Origin of the sequence: Paenibacillus apiarius (genome assembly GCF_017052585.1) — a bacterium.
Lineage (GTDB): Bacteria > Bacillota > Bacilli > Paenibacillales > Paenibacillaceae > Paenibacillus_B > Paenibacillus_B apiarius.
Genome location: NZ_JAFFHZ010000001.1, coordinates 4,862,980 through 4,886,381, shown reverse-complemented (window position 1 = coordinate 4,886,381; position 23,402 = coordinate 4,862,980). Strand labels below are relative to the sequence as shown.

The window sequence follows — 23,402 nt, the reverse complement described above, 5'->3', positions numbered from 1 at the left end:
TTTCATTTCTCCTTCTGAATATCGAATATTAGCTTTTCCGCATGTTCAATATCCACTTTCCCTTGATACACTTGCAATAATAATTGATTGAATGCAATCCGTTCCTCAAGCTTTAGATCGATATCCTCAGGTCTTACGCCCATTTGTTCCAGTAAACCCAGCAGGTATTCCGCAAACTCGGGAAGGGTCGGATACTGATAGATCTTGGTCGTGCCGATCGATGTCTTAAATCGCTTTTTGACTGCACGAATCCATTCCACTCCGATAATTGAATCGAGCCCAATCTCTGTAAAACTCTTTTCGAGGTCAATATCCTCCAGATCTATGAATAATTCTTTGGCTAAACTACCCGACAAATCCTTTAGCAGCGTTTCTATAGAGAACTCCGCCTTTAATTTGAGATTCTGTTCTGGATTGCCGCCATTCCCTGACCGAGTTGACGCTTCATGAAGAATCGCCCTTACATCCCTTTTCTCCTGAATCATGGGATAGGGTTGTCCTTCTGACAAGGGCATAAGGGATATGTTTTCGGGTTTACTGGTTACGGGTTTTGTATGCTTTGGCTCTTTCCATTTCCCTTCTTTCCCTTTTCCGAGCTCTCTGGAAATATAGTCGGTAAATTCAAGAAGGTTTGTATATTGGTAGATTTTTGTAGTTGAAACTGCCGTTTTATACCTTTTATTGAGAGTCCTGATCCACTCTACCCCGATGATTGAATCCAATCCCAATTCAGTGAAGGGTTTATGCACATCTATTTCAGACGGATCGATGTAAAGTTCTTGGGCTAGGCTGCCAATCAGCTCATTTAGCAATGCGTCGGTTGAATAATCGGCATCGCTGTCTGATTCGGGCAGAAATTCCATCTCGGTTTTTAAATCCATCAATGATACTTTAGGTTTTGCTTTCGCCCCGTCTTTCTCGAATGACTGTGTTATCGATTCAAGATTGGTTGAAAAAACCGAAGCAGATTGCTGTGCTGTACTATCGGCTGAATCCTTTTGATACTGCTGCTTCTGGCTATCATTCCGGATTAGGTGGTGATTCCTTCGGTTTCGCGCCCAGTATTCTTTTTTGGCAAATGGATAGGTCGGCAGGCTGACTAGGCAAGGTGCCATATCACCAAAAAGGCCATCCCAGGCCATTTCATAGCCCTGGCAATAGAATTCAGCCAGTGCATAGAGAATCTCCTGATAGTGATTCGCATCGGCAATAGCTGTCCGGCTCTGTTTCAATAAATCTTCCGCAGATTTGCGAATGGCTGCCTGGATGGTAAAGTCCCTGGCTACCAAGCCCTTGAACAGGTTAGGCAACCGCTCCTTGTCCCCGGCCTGCTTCAGCACCCGAACGGCATCCTCTCGATCCCGAATGACGACCGCACACCGGTGATTGAAATGCTGCCTGCCTTCCAACAACGTGTAACTGATTGCGGATAGCTCCCCTGCTCCGATCTCCAGCTTCGCTTCCAGCATCTCCGCTATTTCCTGAATTCGCTTCTGCAGCGATTCAGGAGTTTTGGCCGAGAAGGCAAGCAGGTAATAAGGCATTGGCTTTTGTCCGTCTGCGCGTCTTCTGTCGCTGCTTTCAGAACCATAGCTTTGAAGCACCACATGCGCATTCGTGCCGCTCATGCCAAAGGCGCTCACTCCGCCCAGTCTCCGCTTTCCTTCCTGATCGGTCCATTCCTTACGCTCCCGGTTGATATAGAACGGACTATCCTCCCAACAGATATAATCGTTAACCTCCTCACAGTTGAGGCTCGCCGGGATGGTCTCCTTTCTCATGGCTAGGGCCAGACTGATCAGGCTCACGACTCCCGATGCCGCCAGGGAATGGCCCAGATTGGACTTGGTCGAGGTTAAGGCACAGTAACCCTTGCCGGTGTAGTCCTTGAATGCATCCACTAACGCATTGATCTCGACCGGGTCTCCCAGCTTGGTCCCGGTTCCATGGGTGACGATATGGCTGATCTCTTCCGGACGGATATGGAAACGCTCATATATTTCCTTCAACAGCTTGGTCTGGGAGCGGCCGCTCGGAGCTGTAATGCCGTTGGTCTTCCCATCATAGTTGATTCCGCTTCCCACAATCGTTGCATACACCGGATTCCGATCCGCTTCTGCTTGCGAGAGCCGTTTTAACACCACCACGGCCACTGCCTCCGCAGGCACCATCCCGTTGGCATGCTTGCCAAAAGCATGGCACTTCCCGTCCGGAGACAGCATTCCTGCTTTCTCCATCGCCAAATAGCCGCTAGGAGTATGCAGGAGATTCGCCCCTGCTACAATGGCCGTATCACATTCTCCATTCCGCAGGCTTAAGCAGGCTTGGTGCACAGCTACCAAGCCGGATGAACAGGACGTATTGATGGCCATATTCGGTCCGTCCAGATTCAGGAAATAGGAGAGTCTTGCAGCCAGGATTGCATTATGATTAGATGTAACGCCACCTTCATCGCCTACCAGCAGCTGATAATCGCCCTCTTCGACTCCCACAAACATTCCGATCTTTTCACCGGCGAGCTGTTTGGCCCCATAGCCCGCATCCTCCAGCGCTTTCCATGATTCCTGCAGCAGCAGCCTCTGTCTAGGGTCCATCATCTCCGCTTCCCGCGGCGATATCTCGAAAAAGAGCGGGTCAAACTCGGCCACTCCCGGAACAAGCCCAATTCTCTTGCCGGTTTCAGCTCCATTCTCCGCATGCCCATGCTCTTCCCACCATTCAGCACGCTCTTTAGGGGCCTTGCGGATTACTTCCCTGCCTTCCAACAGGATCGACCACAGCTCCTCCACATTCCACGCATCCGGGAACCTGCCGCTCATCCCGATGATTGCAATCGGCTCGGCCTCGTTGTCACTCCAGCCTTTTCTGCCGGACCGAGGCCGCCTTGCCTCCCTTGCCTTGGTCCCCCTGCCCTTGACGGTACGATCACTAATTTCCTGCGATACTGCGATTTCCTTGAATACCGCAGGAACATGCTCCTCTTCCTCCTGATAAAACTGTTTCATTTGTTCAGGATATATGGTAAGTAAATATTCACTCAATCTCTCTAGCGTTGGATAACTGAAAAAGAGATCAGGCTTGATTTCCAACTCATAACGCTCGCTTAACACGCCCGCAAGCTCCACCAAGCTTATGGAGTCAAAACCAAAGTTCTCTAGATTCTCATCTGCATCCAGCTTCTCCTGCGGAATTTTAAGTATCAGATTGATCGTATCTTTTAATTCCCACAGCACGCATTGCTCTAGCGTCCAACCTTTCATCTCCGACCGTCTGCCTTTTCCAGCCGGGCTCGCAGCAGACATTAGCTGCTTCATCACGGAGCGATGCTCATGCTCTTCTTGAACTTGGTTGGCCTGCCCGTATTGCAATTCTCTCATGCATCCAACTATTTCCCCACTTGTATCACACAGGTCCATGTTCAGCTTCCATACCCCTGCACCGGTCTCGCCTTCCTCTTCAATACGGATGAATGCCCATACAATGGACCCGCTTTCAACGACAACCTCCAATTCCTTCATACCCACTATTCTTCCCGCAGGCCATCGGTTACCCATATATAGATTCACTGCATGCAGACAGGCTTCCAATAGAGCCGGGTCAAGTATCACCGCTTCTTTATATCTTTCCGCCCTAGCGGCAACAGACGGTTTAAATTGAATCAACAACTGCCCGGCACCTTCAACAGGTGCCGCTTCAGCTGCCCACGACTCCTCAATGAAAGCGGTGAGTGGGTAATTGTCTTTATCTTCCTCCATATGAATGTTTATCTGATGGGAACAACGCGCTCGCAGGGTATGGATGTCGAGTGGCCTTGCTTGGACAATGGACAGACGTTTCGCTTTTCCCTCACTGTTTACGACAACTCCTTCCTTGTCCTCTGATCCCTCGTATATCTCCCAGTCAATCTCATCATGGTTGCCTGGATAAAGGGCAATATGGACGTGATTCCCATTCTCACTCGTGATAACCGGTTCATTCCAGATGACATCCTTGAGCATGATTCCTGTGCCCTCGCCATCTAATGAGAGGGCTACTGCCGCACGCGCCATCTCCAAATGTGCTGCCTCTGGCAATCGTTTTGGCCCCTCTATTGCTTCGTTGGTCAAGAAGCCCTCTCCGCCTGTAAACGTGGAACTAAAGCGCTGGCCCGTAAGTCCAGATATGTTCTCATGCACGAGCGGATGAATAACACCGCGCTGGCCCCTTTGCGTGAATCGCTGTTCCATGTTTGACGGTGCCCAGTATGTTTCCCGGGCGAACGGATAGGTCGGCAGGCTGATTAGGCCAGGTGCCGTGTCACCAAAAAAGCCATTCCAGGCCATTTCATACCCCTGGCAATACAGCTCAGCCAGCGCATATAGGATCTCCTGATATTTATCCGGAGCGCTTAGCAGCGTCCTGCTTTGTGTCAACAGATCTTCCGCATACTTCTGAATGGCTGTCTGACCGGTAAAATTCTTCACCACCAAGCCCTGGAACAGGTTGGGCAACCGCTCCTTGCCCCCTGCCTGCTTCAGCACCCGGATGGCATCCTCTCGATCGCGAATGACAACCGCACACCGGTGGTTAAAGTGCTGCCTGCCTTCCAACAGCGTATAGCTGATTGCGGATAGCACTCCTGCACCGATATCCTGCTTCACTTCCAGCATCACCGCCAGATCCTCAATCCGCTTCTGCAGCGATTCGGGGGTCTTGGCGGAGAAGGCAAGCAAGTAATAAGGCATAGCCTCTTGCTCGCCCACGCGTCTCCTGTCGCTGCTTTCAGAACCATGGCTTTGAAGCACCACATGCGCATTCGTGCCGCTTATGCCAAAGGCGCTTACTCCGCCCAGTCTCCGCTTTCCTTCCTGATCGGTCCATTCCTTCCGCTCCCGGTTGATATAGAACGGGCTATCCTCCCAGCGGATATAATCGTTAACCTCCTCACAGTTGAGGCTCGCCGGGATGGTCTCCTTTCTCATGGCTAGCGCCAGACTGATTAGGCTCACGACTCCCGATGCCGCCAGGGAGTGGCCCAGATTGGACTTGGTCGAGGTTAAGGCACAGTAGCCCTTGTCGGTGGTGTAATCCTTGAATGCATCCGCTAACGCATTGATCTCAACCGGGTCTCCCAGCTTGGTCCCGGTTCCATGGGTGACGATATGGCTAATCTCTTCCGGACGGATATGGAAACGCTCATATACTTCCTTCAACAGCTTGGTCTGGGAGCGGCCGCTCGGAGCTGTAATGCCGTTGGTCTTCCCATCATAGTTGATTCCGCTTCCCACAATCGTTGCATACACCGGATTCCGATCCGCTTCTGCTTGCGAGAGCCGTTTTAACACCACCACGGCCACGGCCTCCGCAGGCACCATCCCGTTGGCATGCTTGCCAAAGGCATGGCATTTTCCATCCGGAGACAGCATTCCTGCTTTCTCCATCGCTAAATAGCCGCCAGGAGTAAGCAGGAGATTAGCCCCTGCCACAATGGCCGTATCACATTCTCCATTCCGCAAACTTAAGCAGGCTTGGTGCACAGCTACCAAGCCGGATGAACAGGACGTATTGATGGCCATATTCGGTCCGTCCAGATTCAGGAAATAGGAGAGTCTTGCAGCCAGGATTGCATTATGATTAGATGTAACGCCACCTTCATCGCCTACCAGCAGCTGATAATCGCCCTCTTCGACTCCCACAAACATCCCGATCTTTTCACCGGCGAGCTGTTTGGCCCCATAGCCCGCATCCTCCAGCGCTTTCCATGATTCCTGCAGCAGCAGTCTCTGTCTAGGGTCCATCATCTCCGCTTCCCGCGGTGATATCTCGAAAAAGAGCGGGTCAAACTCGTCCACTCCGGAGATAAATCCGCTTCTCTTGCTGTTCCCAGCCCCATCCCGCGGATACCCGCATGCTTCCCACCACTGGGCTCGCTCCTGGGAGATCTCCCGAACCACATCCCTGCCTTCCAGCAGAATTGACCACAGCTCCTCCACATTCCACGCATCCGGGAACCTGCCGCTCATTCCGATGATCGCAATCGGCTCGGCCTCACTTTCACTCCTGCCTTTTCTGCCGAAATTAGGCTTCCTCCCTTTTCTGACTGTACTATTACTCATTGTCTTGGATACAACTAGTTCCTTCGCTACCGCATGAACTAGTTTTTCTTCTTCCTGATAGAACTGTGTCATCTGTTCAGGATATTGGGTAAGCAAATATTCACTCAGTCTCTCCAGCGTTGAATAGCTGAAGAAGAGATCAGGCTTGATTTCCAGCTCATAACGCTCGCTTAACACACCGGCAAACTCCACCAAGCTTATGGAGTCAAAACCAAAGTTCTCTAGATTCTCATCTGCATCCAGCTTCTCCTGCGGAACTTTAAGTATTTGATTGATCATATCTTTTAATTCCCACAGCACGCATTGCTCTATCGTCCAACCTATCATCTCCAATCGTCTACCTTTTCCCGCCGGGCTCGCAGCAGCCGTTAGATCCTCCATCGCTACTCGATGTTCATGCTCTTCTTCAACTTGGTTGGCCTGCCCGTATTGCAATTCTCTAATGCAGCCAACGATATCCCCACTTGTATCACACAGGTCCATGTTCAGCTTCCATACGCCTGCACCGGTCTCGCCTTCCTCTTCAATACGGATGAATGCCCATACAATGGACCCGCTTTCAACGACAACCTCCAATTCCTTCATACCCACTATTCTTCCCGCAGGCCATCGGTTACCCATATATAGATTCACTGCATGCAGACAGGCTTCCAATAGAGCCGGGTCAAGTATCACCGCTTCTTTATATCTTTCCGCCCTAGCGGCAACAGACGGTTTAAATTGAATCAACAACTGCCCGGCACCTTCAACAGGTGCCGCTTCAGCTGCCCACGACTCCTCAATGAAAGCGGTGAGTGGGTAATTGTCTTTATCTTCCTCCATATGAATGTTTATCTGATGGGAACAACGCGCTCGCAGGGTATGGATGTCGAGTGGCCTTGCTTGGACAATGGACAGACGTTTCGCTTTTCCCTCACTGTTTACGACAACTCCTTCCTTGTCCTCTGATCCCTCGTATATCTCCCAGTCAATCTCATCATGGTTGCCTGGATAAAGGGCAATATGGACGTGATTCCCATTCTCACTCGTGATAACCGGTTCATTCCAGATGACATCCTTGAGCATGATTCCTGTGCCCTCGCCATCTAATGAGAGGGCTACTGCCGCACGCGCCATCTCCAAATGTGCTGCCTCTGGCAATCGTTTTTGCCCCTCTATTGCTTCGTTGGTCAAGAAAACCTCCCCGCCTGTAAACGTGGAACTAAAGCGCTGGCCCGTAAGTCCAGATGTGTTCTCATGCACGAGCAGATGGATAACACCGCGCTGGTCCCTTTGCGCAAATGTCTGTTCGGTCGGCACCCAGTACTTTTCCCGGGCAAACGGATAGGTCGGCAGGCTGACTGGGCAAGGTGGCGTATCACCAAAAAGACCATTCCAATCCATTTCATAGCCCTGGCAATAGAATTCAGCAAGCGCATAGAGGATCTCCTGATAGTGATTTGGATCGTTTAGCGCCGCACGGCTCTGTTTCAGCAAATCTTCCATAGATTTTCGAATGGCTGCCTGGGTGGTAAAGTCCCTTGTCACTCGGCCACGGAACAGGTTAGGCAAGCGCTCCTTGCCCCCGGACTGCTTCAGTACCCGAATGGCATCCTCGCGATCCTGAATGACAACCGCACACCGGTGATTGAAATGCTGCCTGCCTTCCAACAATGTGCAACTGATTGCGGATAGCTCCCCTGCTCCGATCTCCTGCTTCGCTTCCAGCATCACCGCCAGATCCTCAATCCGCTTCTGCAGTGATTCGGGGGTCTTGGCGGAGAAGGCAAGCAAGTAATAAGACATAGCCTCTTGCTCGCCCACGCGTCTCCTGTCGCTGCTTTCAGAACCATGGCTTTGAAGCACCACATGCGCATTCGTGCCGCTTATGCCAAAGGCGCTTACTCCGCCCAGTCTCCGCTTTCCTTCCTGATCGGTCCATTCCTTACGCTCCCGGTTGATATAGAACGGGCTATCCTCCCAGCGGATATAATCGTTAACCTGTTCACAGTTAATGCTGGCGGGAATGGTCTCCTTTCTCATGGCTAGCGCCAGACTGATTAGGCTCACGATGCCCGATGCCGCCAAGGAATGGCCCAGATTGGACTTGGTCGAGGTTAAGGCACAGTAGCCCTTGCCGCTGATTTCATTCTTGAATGCGTCCACTAACGCATTGATCTCGACCGGGTCTCCCAGCTTGGTCCCGGTTCCATGGGTGACGATATGGCTGATCTCTTCCGGACGGATATGGAAACGCTCATACACTTCCTTCAACAGCTTGGTCTGGGAGCGGCCGCTCGGGGCCGTAATGCCGTTGGTCTTCCCATCATAGTTGATTCCGCTTCCCACGATCGTTGCATATACCTGATTCCGGTCCGCTTCTGCTTGCGAGAGCCGTTTTAACACCACCACAGCGACGGCTTCCGCAGGCACCATCCCGTTTGCGCGCTTATCAAAGGCATGGCACTTCCCGTCTGGAGACAGCATTCCTGCTTTCTCCATCGCCAAATAGCCGCCAGGAGTAAGCAAGAGATTCGCCCCTGCCACAATGGCTGTATCACATTCTCCATTCCGTAGGCTTAAGCAGGCTTGGTGCACCGCTACCAATCCCGAAGAACAGGCGGTATTGATGGCCATATTCGGTCCGTCCAGATTCAGGAAATAGGAGAGTCTTGCAGCCAGGATTGCATTATGATTAGATGTAACGCCACCTTCATCGCCTACCAGCAGCTGATAATCGCCCTCTTCGACTCCCACAAACATCCCGATCTTTTCACCAGCGAGCTGTTTGGCCCCATAGCCCGCATCCTCCAGCGCTTTCCATGATTCCTGCAGCAGCAGCCTTTGTCTAGGGTCCATCATCTCCGCTTCCCGCGGCGATATCTCGAAAAAGAGCGGGTCAAACTCGGCCACTCCCGGAACAAGCCCAATTCTCTTGCCGGTGTCTGTTCCATTCTCCGAATGCCCGTGCTCTAACCACCATTCAGCACGCTCTTTAGGGGCCTTGTGGATTACTTCCCTGCCTTCCAACAGGATCGACCACAGCTCCTCCACATTCCACGCATCCGGGAACCTGCCGCTCATCCCGATGATTGCAATCGGCTCGGCCTCGCTTTCACTCATGCCTTTTCTGCCGGAATGAGGCTTCCTCCCTTTTCTGATTGTGGTCTTGCTCATTGTCTTGGATACAACTTGTTTCTTCCCTGCCGCAGGTACAAGTTTCTCTTCTTCCTGATAGAACTGTGTCATCTGTTCAGGATATTGGGTAAGTAAATATTCACTCAGTCTCTCCAGCGTTGGGTAGCCAAAAAAGAGGTCGGGCGTGATTTCCAGATCATATCGCTCGCTTAACACACCCGCAAACTCCACCAGGCTTATGGAGTCGAAACCAAAGTTCTCTAGATTCTCATCTGCATCCAGCTTCTCCTGCGGAATTTTAAGTATCAGATTGATCGTATCTTTTAATTCCCACAGCACGCATTGCTCTAGCGTCCAACCTTTCATCTCCAACCGTCTGCCTTTTCCAGCCGGGCTCGCAGCAGCCGTTAGATCCTCCATCGCTACCCGATGTTCATGCTCTTCTTGAACTTGGTTGGCCTGCCCGTATTGCAATTCTCTCATGCAGCTAACGATATCCCCACTTGTATCACATAGGTCCATGTTCAGCTTCCATACCCCTGCACCGGTCTCGCTTTCCTCTTCAATACGGATGAATGCCCATACAATGGACCCGGCTTCAACGACAACCTCCAATTCCTTCATACCCAGTATTCTTCCTGCAGGCCACCGGTTACCCATATATAGATTCACTGCATGCAGACAGGCTTCCAATAGAGCCGGGTCAAGTATCACCGCTTCTTTATATCTTTCCGCCCTATTGGCAACAGACGGTTTAAATTGAATCAACAACTGCCCGGCACCTTCAACAGGTACCGCTTCAGCTGCCCACACCTCCTCCATGAAACCGGAGAGTGGAGAAGTGATGTTTTCTTTATCTTCCTCAGTATGAATATTGATCTTATGGGAACAAAGCGACCGCAGAGCATTAATGTCGAGTGACCCTGCTTGGACAATCGATTGACGTTTCGCTTTGCCCTCACTGTTTACGATGACGCCTTCTTTATCCTCTGAGCCCTCGTAGATCTCCCAGTCAATCTCGTCATGGTTACCTGGATAGAGGGCAACATGGACTTGCTTCCCCTTCCCACTCACGATAACCGGTTCATTCCAGATAACATTCTTGAGCAGGATGCCTGTGCCCCTGCCATCCAACGAAAGGGCTACTGCCGCACGCGCCATCTCCAAATGTGCTGCCTCTGGTAATCGTTTTGGCCCCTCTATTGCTTCGTTGGTCAAAAAACCCTCTCCGCCTGCAAACGTGGAACTAAAGCGCTGGCCGGTAAGTCCAGATGTGTTCTCATGCACGAGCGGATGGATAACACCGCGCTGCTCCCTTGGGGCAAATGTCTGTTCGGTCGGTGCCCAGTACTTTTCCCGGGCAAATGGATAGGTCGGCAGGCTTATCCGGCCGGGTTTCGTATTGCTATATAACTCATTCCAATTAAAACTCAGCCCTTTCACCCACAGGCCCAGCAATTTTCCATATTTCCCTTTGGTTGCCCATGCATCGACGGTTCTGACCATATCTTCATCATTTGCCAAGACTGCTAAACTCTCGTTATTGCGGTTCATTTGCCCTTGATAGCTATTTTCGATATCTTCCCGGCCTTCTGTGAAATCAGTCAGTCTCTCCCCCAGTTCCTTCACGGTTGCCACTATCAATCCAAACCGGTGTTCCATTGCTTCCCGCCCTAATTGGAGAGTATAGGCAATCGCGGGCAAATCAGTGTCACTGTATTGATTTACCCGGATAGCCTCCTTTAGGCGCCTCGCTTGTTCTTTCAGTTGTTCCTTGCTTTTAGCCGACAAAACAATAATCGCCGGGTTCTGTTCGTTTTTTAATTGTATCGTTGGCTGCTTGTTCTCTGGCGGTACATATTCTTCGATCACCACATGGGCGTTGGAGCCTCCCGCTCCAAAGGAAGATATCCCTGCTCTTCTCGGGTATTCTATGGTTACTCCATTTTCCTCTGAAACCGGCCGCACCCATTCCCCGAGCTCCTGCTGAACCACGAACGGAGTCTGTTCAAAATCTATAAACGGATTTAAGACCTTCGAATGCAAGGATGGCGCTATTTTCCCATGCTTCAGTTGCAGCAGTACTTTGGTCACTCCGGCAATCCCCGCCGCGCTCTCGCAATGCCCGATATTCGATTTGACCGATCCGATGGCGCAAAATTGCTTGTCCTGAGTATAATCATGGAATACCTTGGTTAATCCCGTGATTTCGATTGGGTCCCCTAATGGAGTCCCGGTACCGTGCGCTTCGATGTAACTGATAGAGCGCGGATCGATCCCTGCTCCTTTCAGTGCTTGGCCGATAACCCCGCTTTGGGAGTTGGGATTCGGCACTGTATATCCGTTTGTCTTTCCCCCGTGATTGACTGCCGTCCCTTTGATGATTCCATAAATGTGATCCCCGTCGGCTATCGCTTTCGATAGCGGTTTAAGCAATACTGCTCCGACTCCTTCTCCCGGTACATAACCGTCCCCTCCTTCCCCGAAACTTTCACACCGCCCTTTGCTGGAGGCAAATTTGCCCTGAGCCAGCAACAGGTATTTATTCGGATGAACCGAGATGTTCACTCCTCCGGCGATGGCCACCTCGCAACCCCCATGTTTCAGACTCTCACAAGCCAGGTGGATTGCGGTTAAAGAAGAGGAGCACATGGTATCTATCGCCATGCTCGGCCCATGGAAGTTACAGTAATATGAAACCCGGTTGGCGATCGAGGAGGGACTTCCTGCTAAAACGATTGGTCTCCCCTGGCTCTGTTCCTGCGCTCCGTAAAGCTGGTACTCTTCGTACAGTACACCGACATAGACTCCGACATTGCCTGCCAACCCTAACTCTTGGTATTTTCCAAGCTCGTCTCGAGTATACCCCGCATCTTCCAGGGTTTCGTAAACGCATTCCAAAAACAATCTCTCCTGGGGATCCATGAGCTCCGCTTCCCGGGGAGAGATGTTAAAGAACAAGGGATCGAACTGGTCTACTCCTTCCAGGAATCCTCCCCATTTACAATAAGTTTTTCCGGGTTTGGTTTTGTCTTCGTCGTAGTAGAGGCTGTGGTTCCAACGCTCTTTGGGAATTTCAGTGATGCAGTCCGTTCCGTTACGCAAAATATCCCAAAACTCTTGAATATTCCGCGCTTGCGGATACCGCCCTGATACTCCGATGATGGCGATGTCCAGGGCACCGCGGTGTTTATCTTCTTCGGAGAACGCTTGTTGTTTCACAAATCTTGTTTGTCTCCGGTTTCGGGTGACTGGTTGAACCACCTTTTCCGCCTCCGCGGCTTCGTTGCTGCTTTCTTGGGTTACCGCTGCTTTGGCTTCGGCTCCTAGCACTTCCTTGAGTTGTTCCCGATAAGATTCCAGAAAGTAGCCGCTTAATTCCCAAATGGTTTGGTATTCAAAGAACAAGGTCTTAGATAATGAGCCAAAGATTTCCTCCAATTGGTTGGTCAGCTGCATGACTAAGATCGAATCAATCCCGTATTCCTCCATCGGTGCATCCGCTTCTATCACGTGGGCTGGTAGTTTGAGTGTGCTCGATACAATTCTTCTTAAGTAATTGGCCACATTTTCCCGGAGGATTTCTTGATCTGTTTCCAGACTGGTTCTATTTTCTTCTTTCGCAGCGGATCGATATTTGGCTAAGTTTTTGCTCGGAATTGGTTTCTTAATTAAAGCCTGAATTTTGTTGGAATCCCCTGACATGCACATGATTTGCCCCTGCTCCGAGGCCCAGCATTGGTAGAAAGCCTGAATTCCGCTTGTGGTCGGCAGGGCGGTTAACCCGGTGGATTGCTCCATCATTCGCTCTGCCTCTGCATCAATCTTCATTCCGCCTTCCTGCCATAACGGCCAGTTGATGGATTGAGTCTTACCCCATCGTTGGCCTTGCTTAACGAGGTCGTTCCGATGTCCGGCATACACGTCCATGAAGGCATTGGCCGCGGCGTAATCTGCTTGCCCGGCGTTGCCCAGGCTTCCCGACAGTGAAGAGAAGAGTATAAAAAAGTCAAGCGGGATGTCCTTGGTTGCTTCGTCTAGGTTCACCACCCCTGATACTTTCGGTGCTAAGACTTCCATAAATTCATTCGTTGTTTTTTTGATGATGTAGTTGTCTTTAATGATTCCGGCGCTATGGATGATCCCGTCCAAACCGCCGAATTCCTCAAGAAGCTTTCGGATTAATCCCTGTACCGCTGTCTTATCCGTGACATTCATCTGCCGGTATTCAATCCGCGCACCTAGCGCCTGAATCGCTTTAAGTTGCGCCTGTAGACGTTCACTAAGCGGCGAACGTCCCGTCAGGATGAGTGTAGCTTCCTTCACTTTTTCCGCAATTTCTTTCGCAAATATCCGCCCCAGCCCTCCGGCTCCTCCGGTGATGAGGTAAATCCCACCTTCTTTCCACGGTAAGCCGGTTTCTCCCGTTGCTTGCGCCTGCTTCCACACGGGGATATATCGTTTCCCATCCTGGTACCGTATGTGGTTATCTGCCGGGCTGTTGCTTTCCGCATTGAGTTTGGCGATAATTCCGGCGGTATCTTCGGTTGGTTCCATCTCGATCAACTGCGTGATGAGTTTCGGGTTCTCCAACCGGGCGGTTTTCAACAGTCCTGACAACCCGCTGTAAAGTTTCCGCCCCTCTTGACAGGGAACGACGACTTGGATCAATACCGTGCCTCCGGGTTTTTCCATGAGGATGGTCTGTATTTCCTCAAAAACTTGACCGGCATAGGTTTGGAATTGTAAACCAATTTCTTTCTGCTTGTTGCTCAGGTTGAGGCTGCGAAGGCTTGTGACGGCTCCATTTTGTTGATCTTCCAGTTCTTTCGGGACGTTTTCCAGTTCACAGAAGATCACTAGCTGTTGGATATATTCAAGGGCTGATGTTTCCGGAGAAATCTGTTGCTCTTCCCAGTTCATTTGCAGCCTCATGGTCCCAGTTGCCGCTTCTTCTGCTGAACTTATTTCCCCTTTCAGTACACGTGAGGCGTATCCTTTAATTCGGACACAAACATTCCCGGTTTCATCACAGATGTCGATATCGAGTTTGATCAATTGCTTATTGGCATTTTCCTTCTTGATCACCGCCCACATCAGCGAGACACAACGGTCATATATCTCTAGCTTTTCCATCGTAAATGGCAGGCTGGGGTTTAGATGATTTCCTGCTTCCGATACTTCAGTGTTGATTATAAATCCGACAGACGCCTGCAGGGCCCCATCCATGATACTGGGATGCAAGATGTATTGGTCATGGGTATCCATTATAGAGCCGGGCACAGTGAGCTTGGCCAAGATTTGGCCTTGTCCTACCCGGATTTCTTCAATCCCCTGGTGTCCCGGGCCGTAATCGATTCCCATCCTGCGAAATGTTTTGTAACATTGGGCTGAACTGATCGTTTCGGTGCATTGGGCTTGGATGGACTCCAAATCTAACGTTGGCGTTTCCCCTCTCCTAACGAGTACCGCACTGCCTTGGCTGTGAACGATGGGACCATTGCTCCCTACTTCTGTTTCGGTATATATTTCATAGCCGATCTCCCCGTTATTCTCCGGGTAGAGTCCGATATTCACTTTGACCGGTTGCCCAGTGACTGCAATCGGCTGGGCCCAGACCATGTTTTTCAACCGAATGCCGGCCCGCTCTTCGGTTGTGCTCCCGGTTGCTTGCTGCACCGCCTCCCGCGCCATTTCCAGATAGGCTACTCCCGGCAAGACCCGTTTGCCTTTAATGACATGATTTGCCAAGAAGAATTCCTCTCCGGTAAAGCTTGAGCTGTATCTCTGTTCCGACAGGTCAGAGGTGTTTTGGTGGAGTAACGGATGCATGATGATAGCTTTGGATTGACTTGCTGCTTGAGTTGATGTTATCTCCGGCGCCCAGTACTTATCCCGGGCAAACGGATAGGTCGGCAGGTTGACTAGGCAAGGTGCCGTATTACCAAAAAGACTCGGCCAGGGAATTACATAGCCTTGGCAATACAGCTCAGCCAGCGCATAGAGCATCTCCTGATATTTATCCGGAGCGCTTAGCAGCGTCCTGCTTTGTGTCAACAGATCTTCCGCATACTTCTGAATGGCTGTCTGACCGGTAAAATTCCTCGCCACCAAGCCCTGGAACAGGTTGGGCAAGCGCTCCTTGCCCCCTGCCTGCTTTAGCACCCGGATGGCATCCTCTCGATCCCGAATGACAACCGCGCACCGGTGGTTGAAATGCTGCCTGCCTTCCAACAGCGTGCAACTGATTGCGGATAGCTCCCCTGCTCCGATCTCCTGCTTCGCTTCCAGCATCACCGACAGATCCTCAATCCGCTTCTGCAGCGATTCAGGAGTTTTGGCCGAGAGAGCAAGCAGGTAGTAAGGCATCGGCTCTTGCTCGCCTGCGCGTCTTCTGTCGCTGCTCTCAGAAACATGGCTTTGAAGCACTGCATGCGCATTCGTACCACTTATGCCAAAGGCGCTCACTCCGCCCAGTCTCCGCTTTCCTTCCTGATCGGTCCATTCCTTCCGCTCCCGGTTGATATAGAAGGGACTATCCTCCCAGCGGATATAATCGTTAACCTGTTCACAGTTAATGCTGGCGGGAATGGTCTCCTTTCTCATGGCTAGCGCCAGACTGATTAGGCTCACGATGCCCGATGCCGCCAGGGAATGGCCCAGATTGGACTTGGTCGAGGTTAAGGCACAGTAGCCCTTGCCGGTGGTATAATCCTTGAATGCATCCACTAACGCATTGATCTCGACCGGGTCTCCCAGCTTGGTCCCGGTTCCATGGGTGACGATATGGCTGATCTCTTCCGGATGAATATGGAAACGCTCATACACTTCCTTCAAAAGCTTGGTCTGGGATTGGCCGCTCGGAGCCGTAATGCCGTTGGTCTTCCCATCATAGTTGATTCCGCTGCCCACAATCGTTGCATATACCGGATTCCGATCCGCTTCTGCTTGCGAGAGCCGTTTTAACACCACCACGGCCACTGCCTCCGCAGGCACCATCCCGTTGGCACGCTTATCAAAGGCATAGCACTTCCCATCCGCAGACAACATTCCGGCCTGCTCCATTCCCAGGTAGCCGGCAGGTGTCACCATAAGATTAGCCCCCGCCACAATAGCCGTATCACATTCTCCATTCCGCAAGCTTAAGCAGGCTTGGTGCACAGCCACCAAGCCAGAAGAACAGGCCGTATTGATGGCCATATTCGGCCCGTCCAGATTCAGAAAATAGGACAGCCTCGCGGCCAAGATTGCATTATTATTGGAGGTGATACCTCCCTCATTTCCCACCAGCAGCTGATAATCGCCCTCTTCGACTCCCACAAACATCCCGATCTTTTCACCGGCGAGCTGTTTGGCCCCATAGCCCGCATCCTCCAGCGCTTTCCATGATTCCTGCAGCAGCAGCCTCTGTCTAGGGTCCATGATCTCCGCTTCCCGCGGCGATATCTCGAAAAAGAGCGGGTCAAACTCGGCCACTCCCGGAACAAGCCCAATTCTCTTACCGGTTTCTGCTCCATTCTCCGCATGCCCATGCTCTTCCCACCATTCAGCACGCTCTTTAGGGGCCTTGCGGATTACTTCCCTGCCTTCCAACAGGATCGACCACAGCTCCTCCACATTCCACGCATCCGGGAACCTGCCGCTCATCCCGATGATTGCAATCGGCTCGGCCTCGTTGTCACTCCAGCCTTTTCTGCCGGACCCAGGCCGCCTTGCCTTGCTTCCCCTGCCCTTGACGGTACGATCACTAATTTCCTGCGATACTGCGATTTCCTTGAATATCGCAGGAACATGCGCCTCTTCCTCCTGATAGAACTGTTTCATTTGTTCAGGATATTGGGTAAGTAAATATTCACTCAATCTCTCTAGCGTTGGATAACTGAAAAAGAGATCAGGCTTGATTTCCAACTCATAACGCTCGCTTAACACGCCCGTAAACTCCACCAAGCTTATGGAGTCGAAACCAAAGTTCTCTAGATTCTCATCTGCATCCAGCTTCTCCTGCGGAATTTTAAGTATCAGATTGATCGTATCTTTTAATTCCCACAGCACGCATTGCTCTAGCGTCCAACCTTTCATCTCCAACCGTCTGCCTTTTCCAGCCGGGCTCGCAGCAGCCGTTAGATCCTCCATCGCTACCCGATGTTCATGCTCTTCTTGAACTTGGTTGGCCTGCCCGTATTGCAATTCTCTCATGCAGCTAACGATATCCCCACTTGTATCACATAGGTCCATGTTCAGCTTCCATACCCCTGCACCGGTCTCGCTTTCCTCTTCAATACGGATGAATGCCCATACAATGGACCCGGCTTCAACGACAACCTCCAATTCCTTCATACCCAGTATTCTTCCTGCAGGCCACCGGTTACCCATATATAGATTCACTGCATGCAGACAGGCTTCCAATAGAGCCGGGTCAAGTATCACCGCTTCTTTATATCTTCCCGCCCTATTGGCAACAGACGGTTTAAATTGAATCAACAACTGCCCGGCACCTTCAACAGGTACCGCTTCAGCTGCCCACACCTCCTCCATGAAACCGGAGAGTGGAGAAGTGATGTTTTCTTTATCTTCCTCAGTATGAATATTGATCTTATGGGAACAAAGCGACCGCAGAGCATTAATGTCGAGTGACCCTGCTTGGACAATCGATTGACGTTTCGCTTTGCCCTCACTGTTTACGATGACGCCTTCTTTATCCTCTGAGCCCTCGTAGATCTCCCAGTCAATCTCGTCATGGTTACCTGGATAGAGGGCAACATGGACTTGCTTCCCCTTCCCACTCACGATAACCGGTTCATTCCAGATAACATCCTTGAGCAGGATGCCTGTGCTCCTGCCATCCAACGAAAGGGCTACTGCCGCACGCGCCATCTCCAAATGTGCTGCCTCTGGTAATCGTTTTGGCCCCTCTATTGCTTCGTTGGTCAAAAAACCCTCTCCGCCTGTAAACGTGGAACTAAAGCGCTGGCCCGTAAGTCCAGATATGTTTTCATGCACGAGGGGATGGATAACACCGCGCTGGCCCCTTTGCGTGAATGGCTGTTCCATGTTTGACGGTGCCCAGTATGTTTCCCGGGCGAACGGATAGGTCGGCAGGCTGATTAGGCCAGGTGGCGTATCACCAAAAAAGCCATTCCAGGCCATTTCATAGCCCTGGCAATACAGCTCAGCCAGCGCATATAGGATCTCCTGATATTTATCCGGAGCGCTTAGCAGCGTCCTGCTTTGTGTCAACAGATCTTCCGCATACTTCTGAATGGCTGTCTGACCGGTAAAATTCTTCGCCACCAAGCCCTTGAACAGGTTGGGCAAGCGCTCCATGCCCCCTGCCTGCTTCAGCACCCGAATGGCATCCTCTCGATCGCGAATGACAACCGCACACCGGTGGTTAAAGTGCTGCCTGCCTTCCAACAACGTATAGCTGATTGCGGATAGCACTCCTGCTCCGATATCCTGCTCCGCTTCCAGCATCACCGCCAGATCCTCAATCCGCTTCTGCAGCGATTCGGGGGTCTTGGCGGAGAAGGCAAGCAAGTAGTAAGGCATCGGCTCTTGCTCGCCTCCGCGTCTCTTATCGCCGCTCTCAGAACCATGGCTTTGAAGCACCACATGCGCATTCGTACCACTCATTCCAAAGGCGCTCACTCCGCCCAGTCTCCGCTTCCCTTCCTGATCGGTCCATTCCATCCGCTCGCGGTTGATATAGAACGGACTATCCTCCCAGCGGATATAATCGTTAACCTGTTCACAGTTAATGCTGGCGGGAATGGTCTCCTTTCTCATGGCTAGCGCCAGACTGATTAGGCTCACGATGCCCGATGCCGCCAAAGAATGGCCCAGATTGGACTTGGTCGAGGTTAAGGCACAGTAGCCCTTGCCGGTGGTATAATCCTTGAATGCATCCACTAACGCATTGATCTCGACCGGGTCTCCCAGCTTGGTCCCGGTTCCATGGGTGACGATATGGCTGATCTCTTCCGGATGAATATGGAAACGCTCATACACTTCCTTCAAAAGCTTGGTCTGGGATTGGCCGCTCGGAGCCGTAATGCCGTTGGTCTTCCCATCATAGTTGATTCCGCTGCCCACAATCGTTGCATATACCGGATTCCGATCCGCTTCTGCTTGCGAGAGCCGTTTTAACACCACCACGGCCACTGCCTCCGCAGGCACCATCCCGTTGGCACGCTTATCAAAGGCATAGCACTTCCCATCCGCAGACAACATTCCGGCCTGCTCCATTCCCAGGTAGCCGGCAGGTGTCACCATAAGATTAGCCCCCGCCACAATAGCCGTATCACATTCTCCATTCCGCAAGCTTAAGCAGGCTTGGTGCACAGCCACCAAGCCAGAAGAACAGGCGGTATTGATGGCCATATTCGGCCCGTTCAGATTCAGGAAATAGGAGAGTCTTGCAGCCAGAATGGCATTATGATTGGCCGTGATTCCCCCTTCATTTCCCGCCAGAAAATGATAGTCTCCCTCTTCGACTCCCACAAACATCCCGATCTTTTCACCAACGAGCGATTTGGCTCCATAGCCTGCATCCTCCAACGCTCTCCATGATTCCTGCAGCAGCAGCCTCTGTCTAGGGTCCATGCTCTCCGCTTCCCGCGGCGATATCTCGAAAAAGAACGGGTCAAACTCGGCCACTCCGGGGATAAATCCGCTTCTCTTGCTGTTTCCTGCCTCATTCTGCGGATACCCGTATGCTTCCCACCACTGGGCACGCTCCTGGGGAATCTCCCGAACCACATCCCTGCCTTCCCACAGGATCGACCACAGCTCCTCCACACTCCGCGCATCCGGGAACCTGCCGCTCATCCCGATGATAGCGATCGGCTCCGTCTCGTTGTCACTCCAGCCTTTTCTGCCAGACCGAGTCCGCCTTGCCTTGGTCCCCCCTCCCTTGACGGCACGCTCCCTAAATTCCTGAGATATTGCGATTTCCTTGAATACCACAGGAGCATGCTTCTCTTCCTCCTGATAGAACTGCTTCATCTGTATGGCATATTGGGCAAGAAGATATTCACTCAAGCTCTCCAGCGTTGGATAGCCAAAGAAGAGGTCCGGGGTAATTTCCAGTTCATAGCGGTTGCTTAGAGCATCTGCAAATCTCGCCAAGCTGATCGAGTCAAAGCCGAAATTCGCCAGATTCTCATCTACATCAAGCTTTTCCCGCGGGATCTTGATTATGTGGCCGGCCGTATCCTTTAATTCCCATAGCACGCATTGCTCGACTGTCCAGCCCTTCATCTCCGGCCGTTTGCCTTTGCCTGCCGCCTTTACTTTCTGTACGGGCGGGGCGGAGGATACCGCTTCACTCAATCCCAAGAACCGATGTACACGCTCCCGCTGCCCCACCAGCACCAGATGTTGAGCTCGCTCCTGGCTCAGCATCTGCTCGAACAAGGCTGTTCCTTCCGCAGCCTCCAGGAACCTCTGACCGCTGGATTTCAGATACATTAGGCTGCCCGCCTCATCGGCGAAGCCCATCCCCCCGCTCTTCCACAACGGCCAGTTGATCACGATCCTCTTTCCGTCAGTCCCCCCCTTGCTGTTGCGATACTGGGCATAACACATCTGGAACCGGTTGCCAACCGCATAATCGCAGGAGCCGAAATCTCCGATTATCGCCGAGCTTGAGGAAAAGTAACAGATAAAGTCAAGCTGTTCTCCTTGAAGCGCTTCTTCCAGCACCAAGGTCCCCTTAATCTTGGGCTCCAACGTTCTTTGGTACTCTTCCAGTTCCTTATCAACTAACCGCTTCCCGCCTTCTATCCCGGCGGCATGGATGACCCCATCGATCCGCTTAAAATGCTTCTTTCCCGCTTTTACTGCCTCTTTCATTTGGCTTGCGTCACACACATCGGCCTGGAGATAAATAACCTCCGCACCCGCTCTCTTCAACGCTTCAAGATTGGCCTGCTTCGTCTCATCCAGTTTACTGCGGTTGACCAGGACCAGCTGCGCCCCATACTCGGTAGCCAGCCAGTGGGCGAAGATTAGTCCCAGTCCGCCAATACCGCCTGTGATGAAGTAGGTTCCTCCTCGTTTGAGCAGCTGTTCGCCACCACGGCTAACCGATACCGGGCGAATCTGGCACACCTTTCTTTGCTCCCCTTCATACAGCACGCTCTTGGGCTTTGACGTATGCAGTTCGGTCCATAGCACATTCATCCATTCCGCGAAGGAGTCTTCCGCCTGCTTTTTCCGGCAGACCACACTCACGTTAGCGTCGGCCATGACCAGTCCGATGGATCGCTCGATGCCGATCCACGATTCTACGTAACAGCGCTCCAGCCCATCTTCGTAACCGCCGACCAGCAGAACCCTTTCCGGTTTTAGATTGGCTTTCGCCAAACCTTGGAGCATGTACACGATCCCGGTAGAATCGGTCACACAATTCTTGTCTTCCAGCGCCCACAGGAAAAGCACCCCATCCACACTCCCAAAATCATCCTTAACGCTTTGCAAGCTTGCGAGATAACCACTCTTCTCTGTTAAGGAAACGGTGTAGCTATAATTGGACTCCTTCTGATAACCGGCACCCTGGGCAATCCATACCACCCGTGTACTACCCGCACCAAGCTCCTCTATACGCTGTTTGACCTCTTGCTGATACTTGGATTCTGATAAAAAGAGAACCAAGGTTTTGTTCTCTTGCCTTTCCTCTGTGCCCAGCACCTCTTCCTCTTGCCACACTTCTTCAAACGTCATCATCTCAAAGGGCTCGTCGGGCTTGTTCGCATGGCTTGTGGCAGCCAACAAGCTCTCCAATTCCGGTCGGTATTCTGCTTTCGCCCGGGTTGCCTGCCCGTATTGCAGCCCCCGAATGCGGCTTACAATATTCCCGTTCGTATCGCACAAGTCGATGTCTAGATTCCATCCACTTGCATTTGCCGTAATGCGGATCAAAGCCCAGACACCTGACCCAGCTTCCGCTGTAACCTCCAATGCCTTGAGGCTCAACAATCTACGTGCAGGCAACTGATCACCGCCGTATATATGCAACGCATGCAGGCAAGATTCCAACAGAGCCGGATCGAGCAGCATCAGCTCTTTGTACCTTTCCTTCATATCAGCAACGGGCTGCTTGAATTGGACCAAAAGTTGCCCAGCACCTTCGGCAAGCACCGCCCCATCTGCCCACACCTCTTCGATGGAATCGATCTTATGAGAGCATCGCGAGCGCAGGTCATTAAGATCGAGCGGTGGAGCTTGGACAATTGCCTGATGGCTCGCTTTCCCCTCAGTGCTGATGATAAACTCCTCTTCCTGCTCTTCTGACCTTTCATATATCTCCCAGTCAATTTCACCCTGGTTGCCAACATTAAGGGCAATATGGACTTGTTTCGGGCTTTCGTCAAAGAGAATCGGTTCATTCCAGATTACATCCTTCAGCAGGATACCTGTACCCTTACCATCCATCGAACGTGCTACTGCCGCACGCGCCATTTCCAAATGCGCTGCCTCTGGCAATCGTTTTTGCCCCTCTATTGCTTCGTTTGTCAAGAAGCCCTCTTTGCCTGTAAAAGTTGAACTAAAGCGTTGACCGATAAAGTCTGAGGTATTCTCATGCACCAGAGGATGAATGAAATCGCGCTGGCTCTTTTGAGTGGATAGCTGTTCAATATTTAATGGCGCCCAGTATTTTTCCCGGGCGAACGGATAGGTCGGAAGACTGATTAAGCACGGCTTAATTTCGATATCGTTATATAATGCATCCCAGTCAAAATGAAGTCCCTTCGCCCAGAAATCAAGGAGTCTTCCGTATTGCTTTTGCTGAATCAATTTTTCAATAACGTCTTGCAATTCTTCCTTACTTAAAATAAACATCGTCTCTTTATTTTCATTGACTATTCCCTGATACAAATCAATTATTTCATCTTTACCCGCCATAAACGAGAGAAGTTTTTCTTTAAGTTCCTTTATTGATTTCACCAAAAGTGCCAGCCGGGTTTCCATATGTTCACGCCCTACCTGAAGCGTGTAACAGATATTAGCGAGATCGCTATCCGTAAACCCGCGACTTTCTATCACTGCCGCTAACTGCTGTACCTGCTCACGAAGCCGCTCCTTATCCCTCGCGGACAGAACGATAATCGCCTGATAGCTGTCATTGAATTGAATCTGATGGATTGTTTCATTTTTCGGTTGCTGTAACACTTTATATATCCCTCCCTA

At 51.4% G+C, this 23,402-nt stretch carries 1 protein-coding gene; it reads right to left on the bottom strand.

Translation table 11 applies throughout. The features are described from left to right. Positions 1–2 precede the first annotated feature (2 nt). A complete protein-coding gene (locus JSQ80_RS21755) occupies positions 3–23,384 on the bottom strand; it encodes an SDR family NAD(P)-dependent oxidoreductase (protein ID WP_206096663.1) in 23,382 nt (7,793 codons plus the stop codon). Positions 23,385–23,402 lie beyond the last annotated feature (18 nt).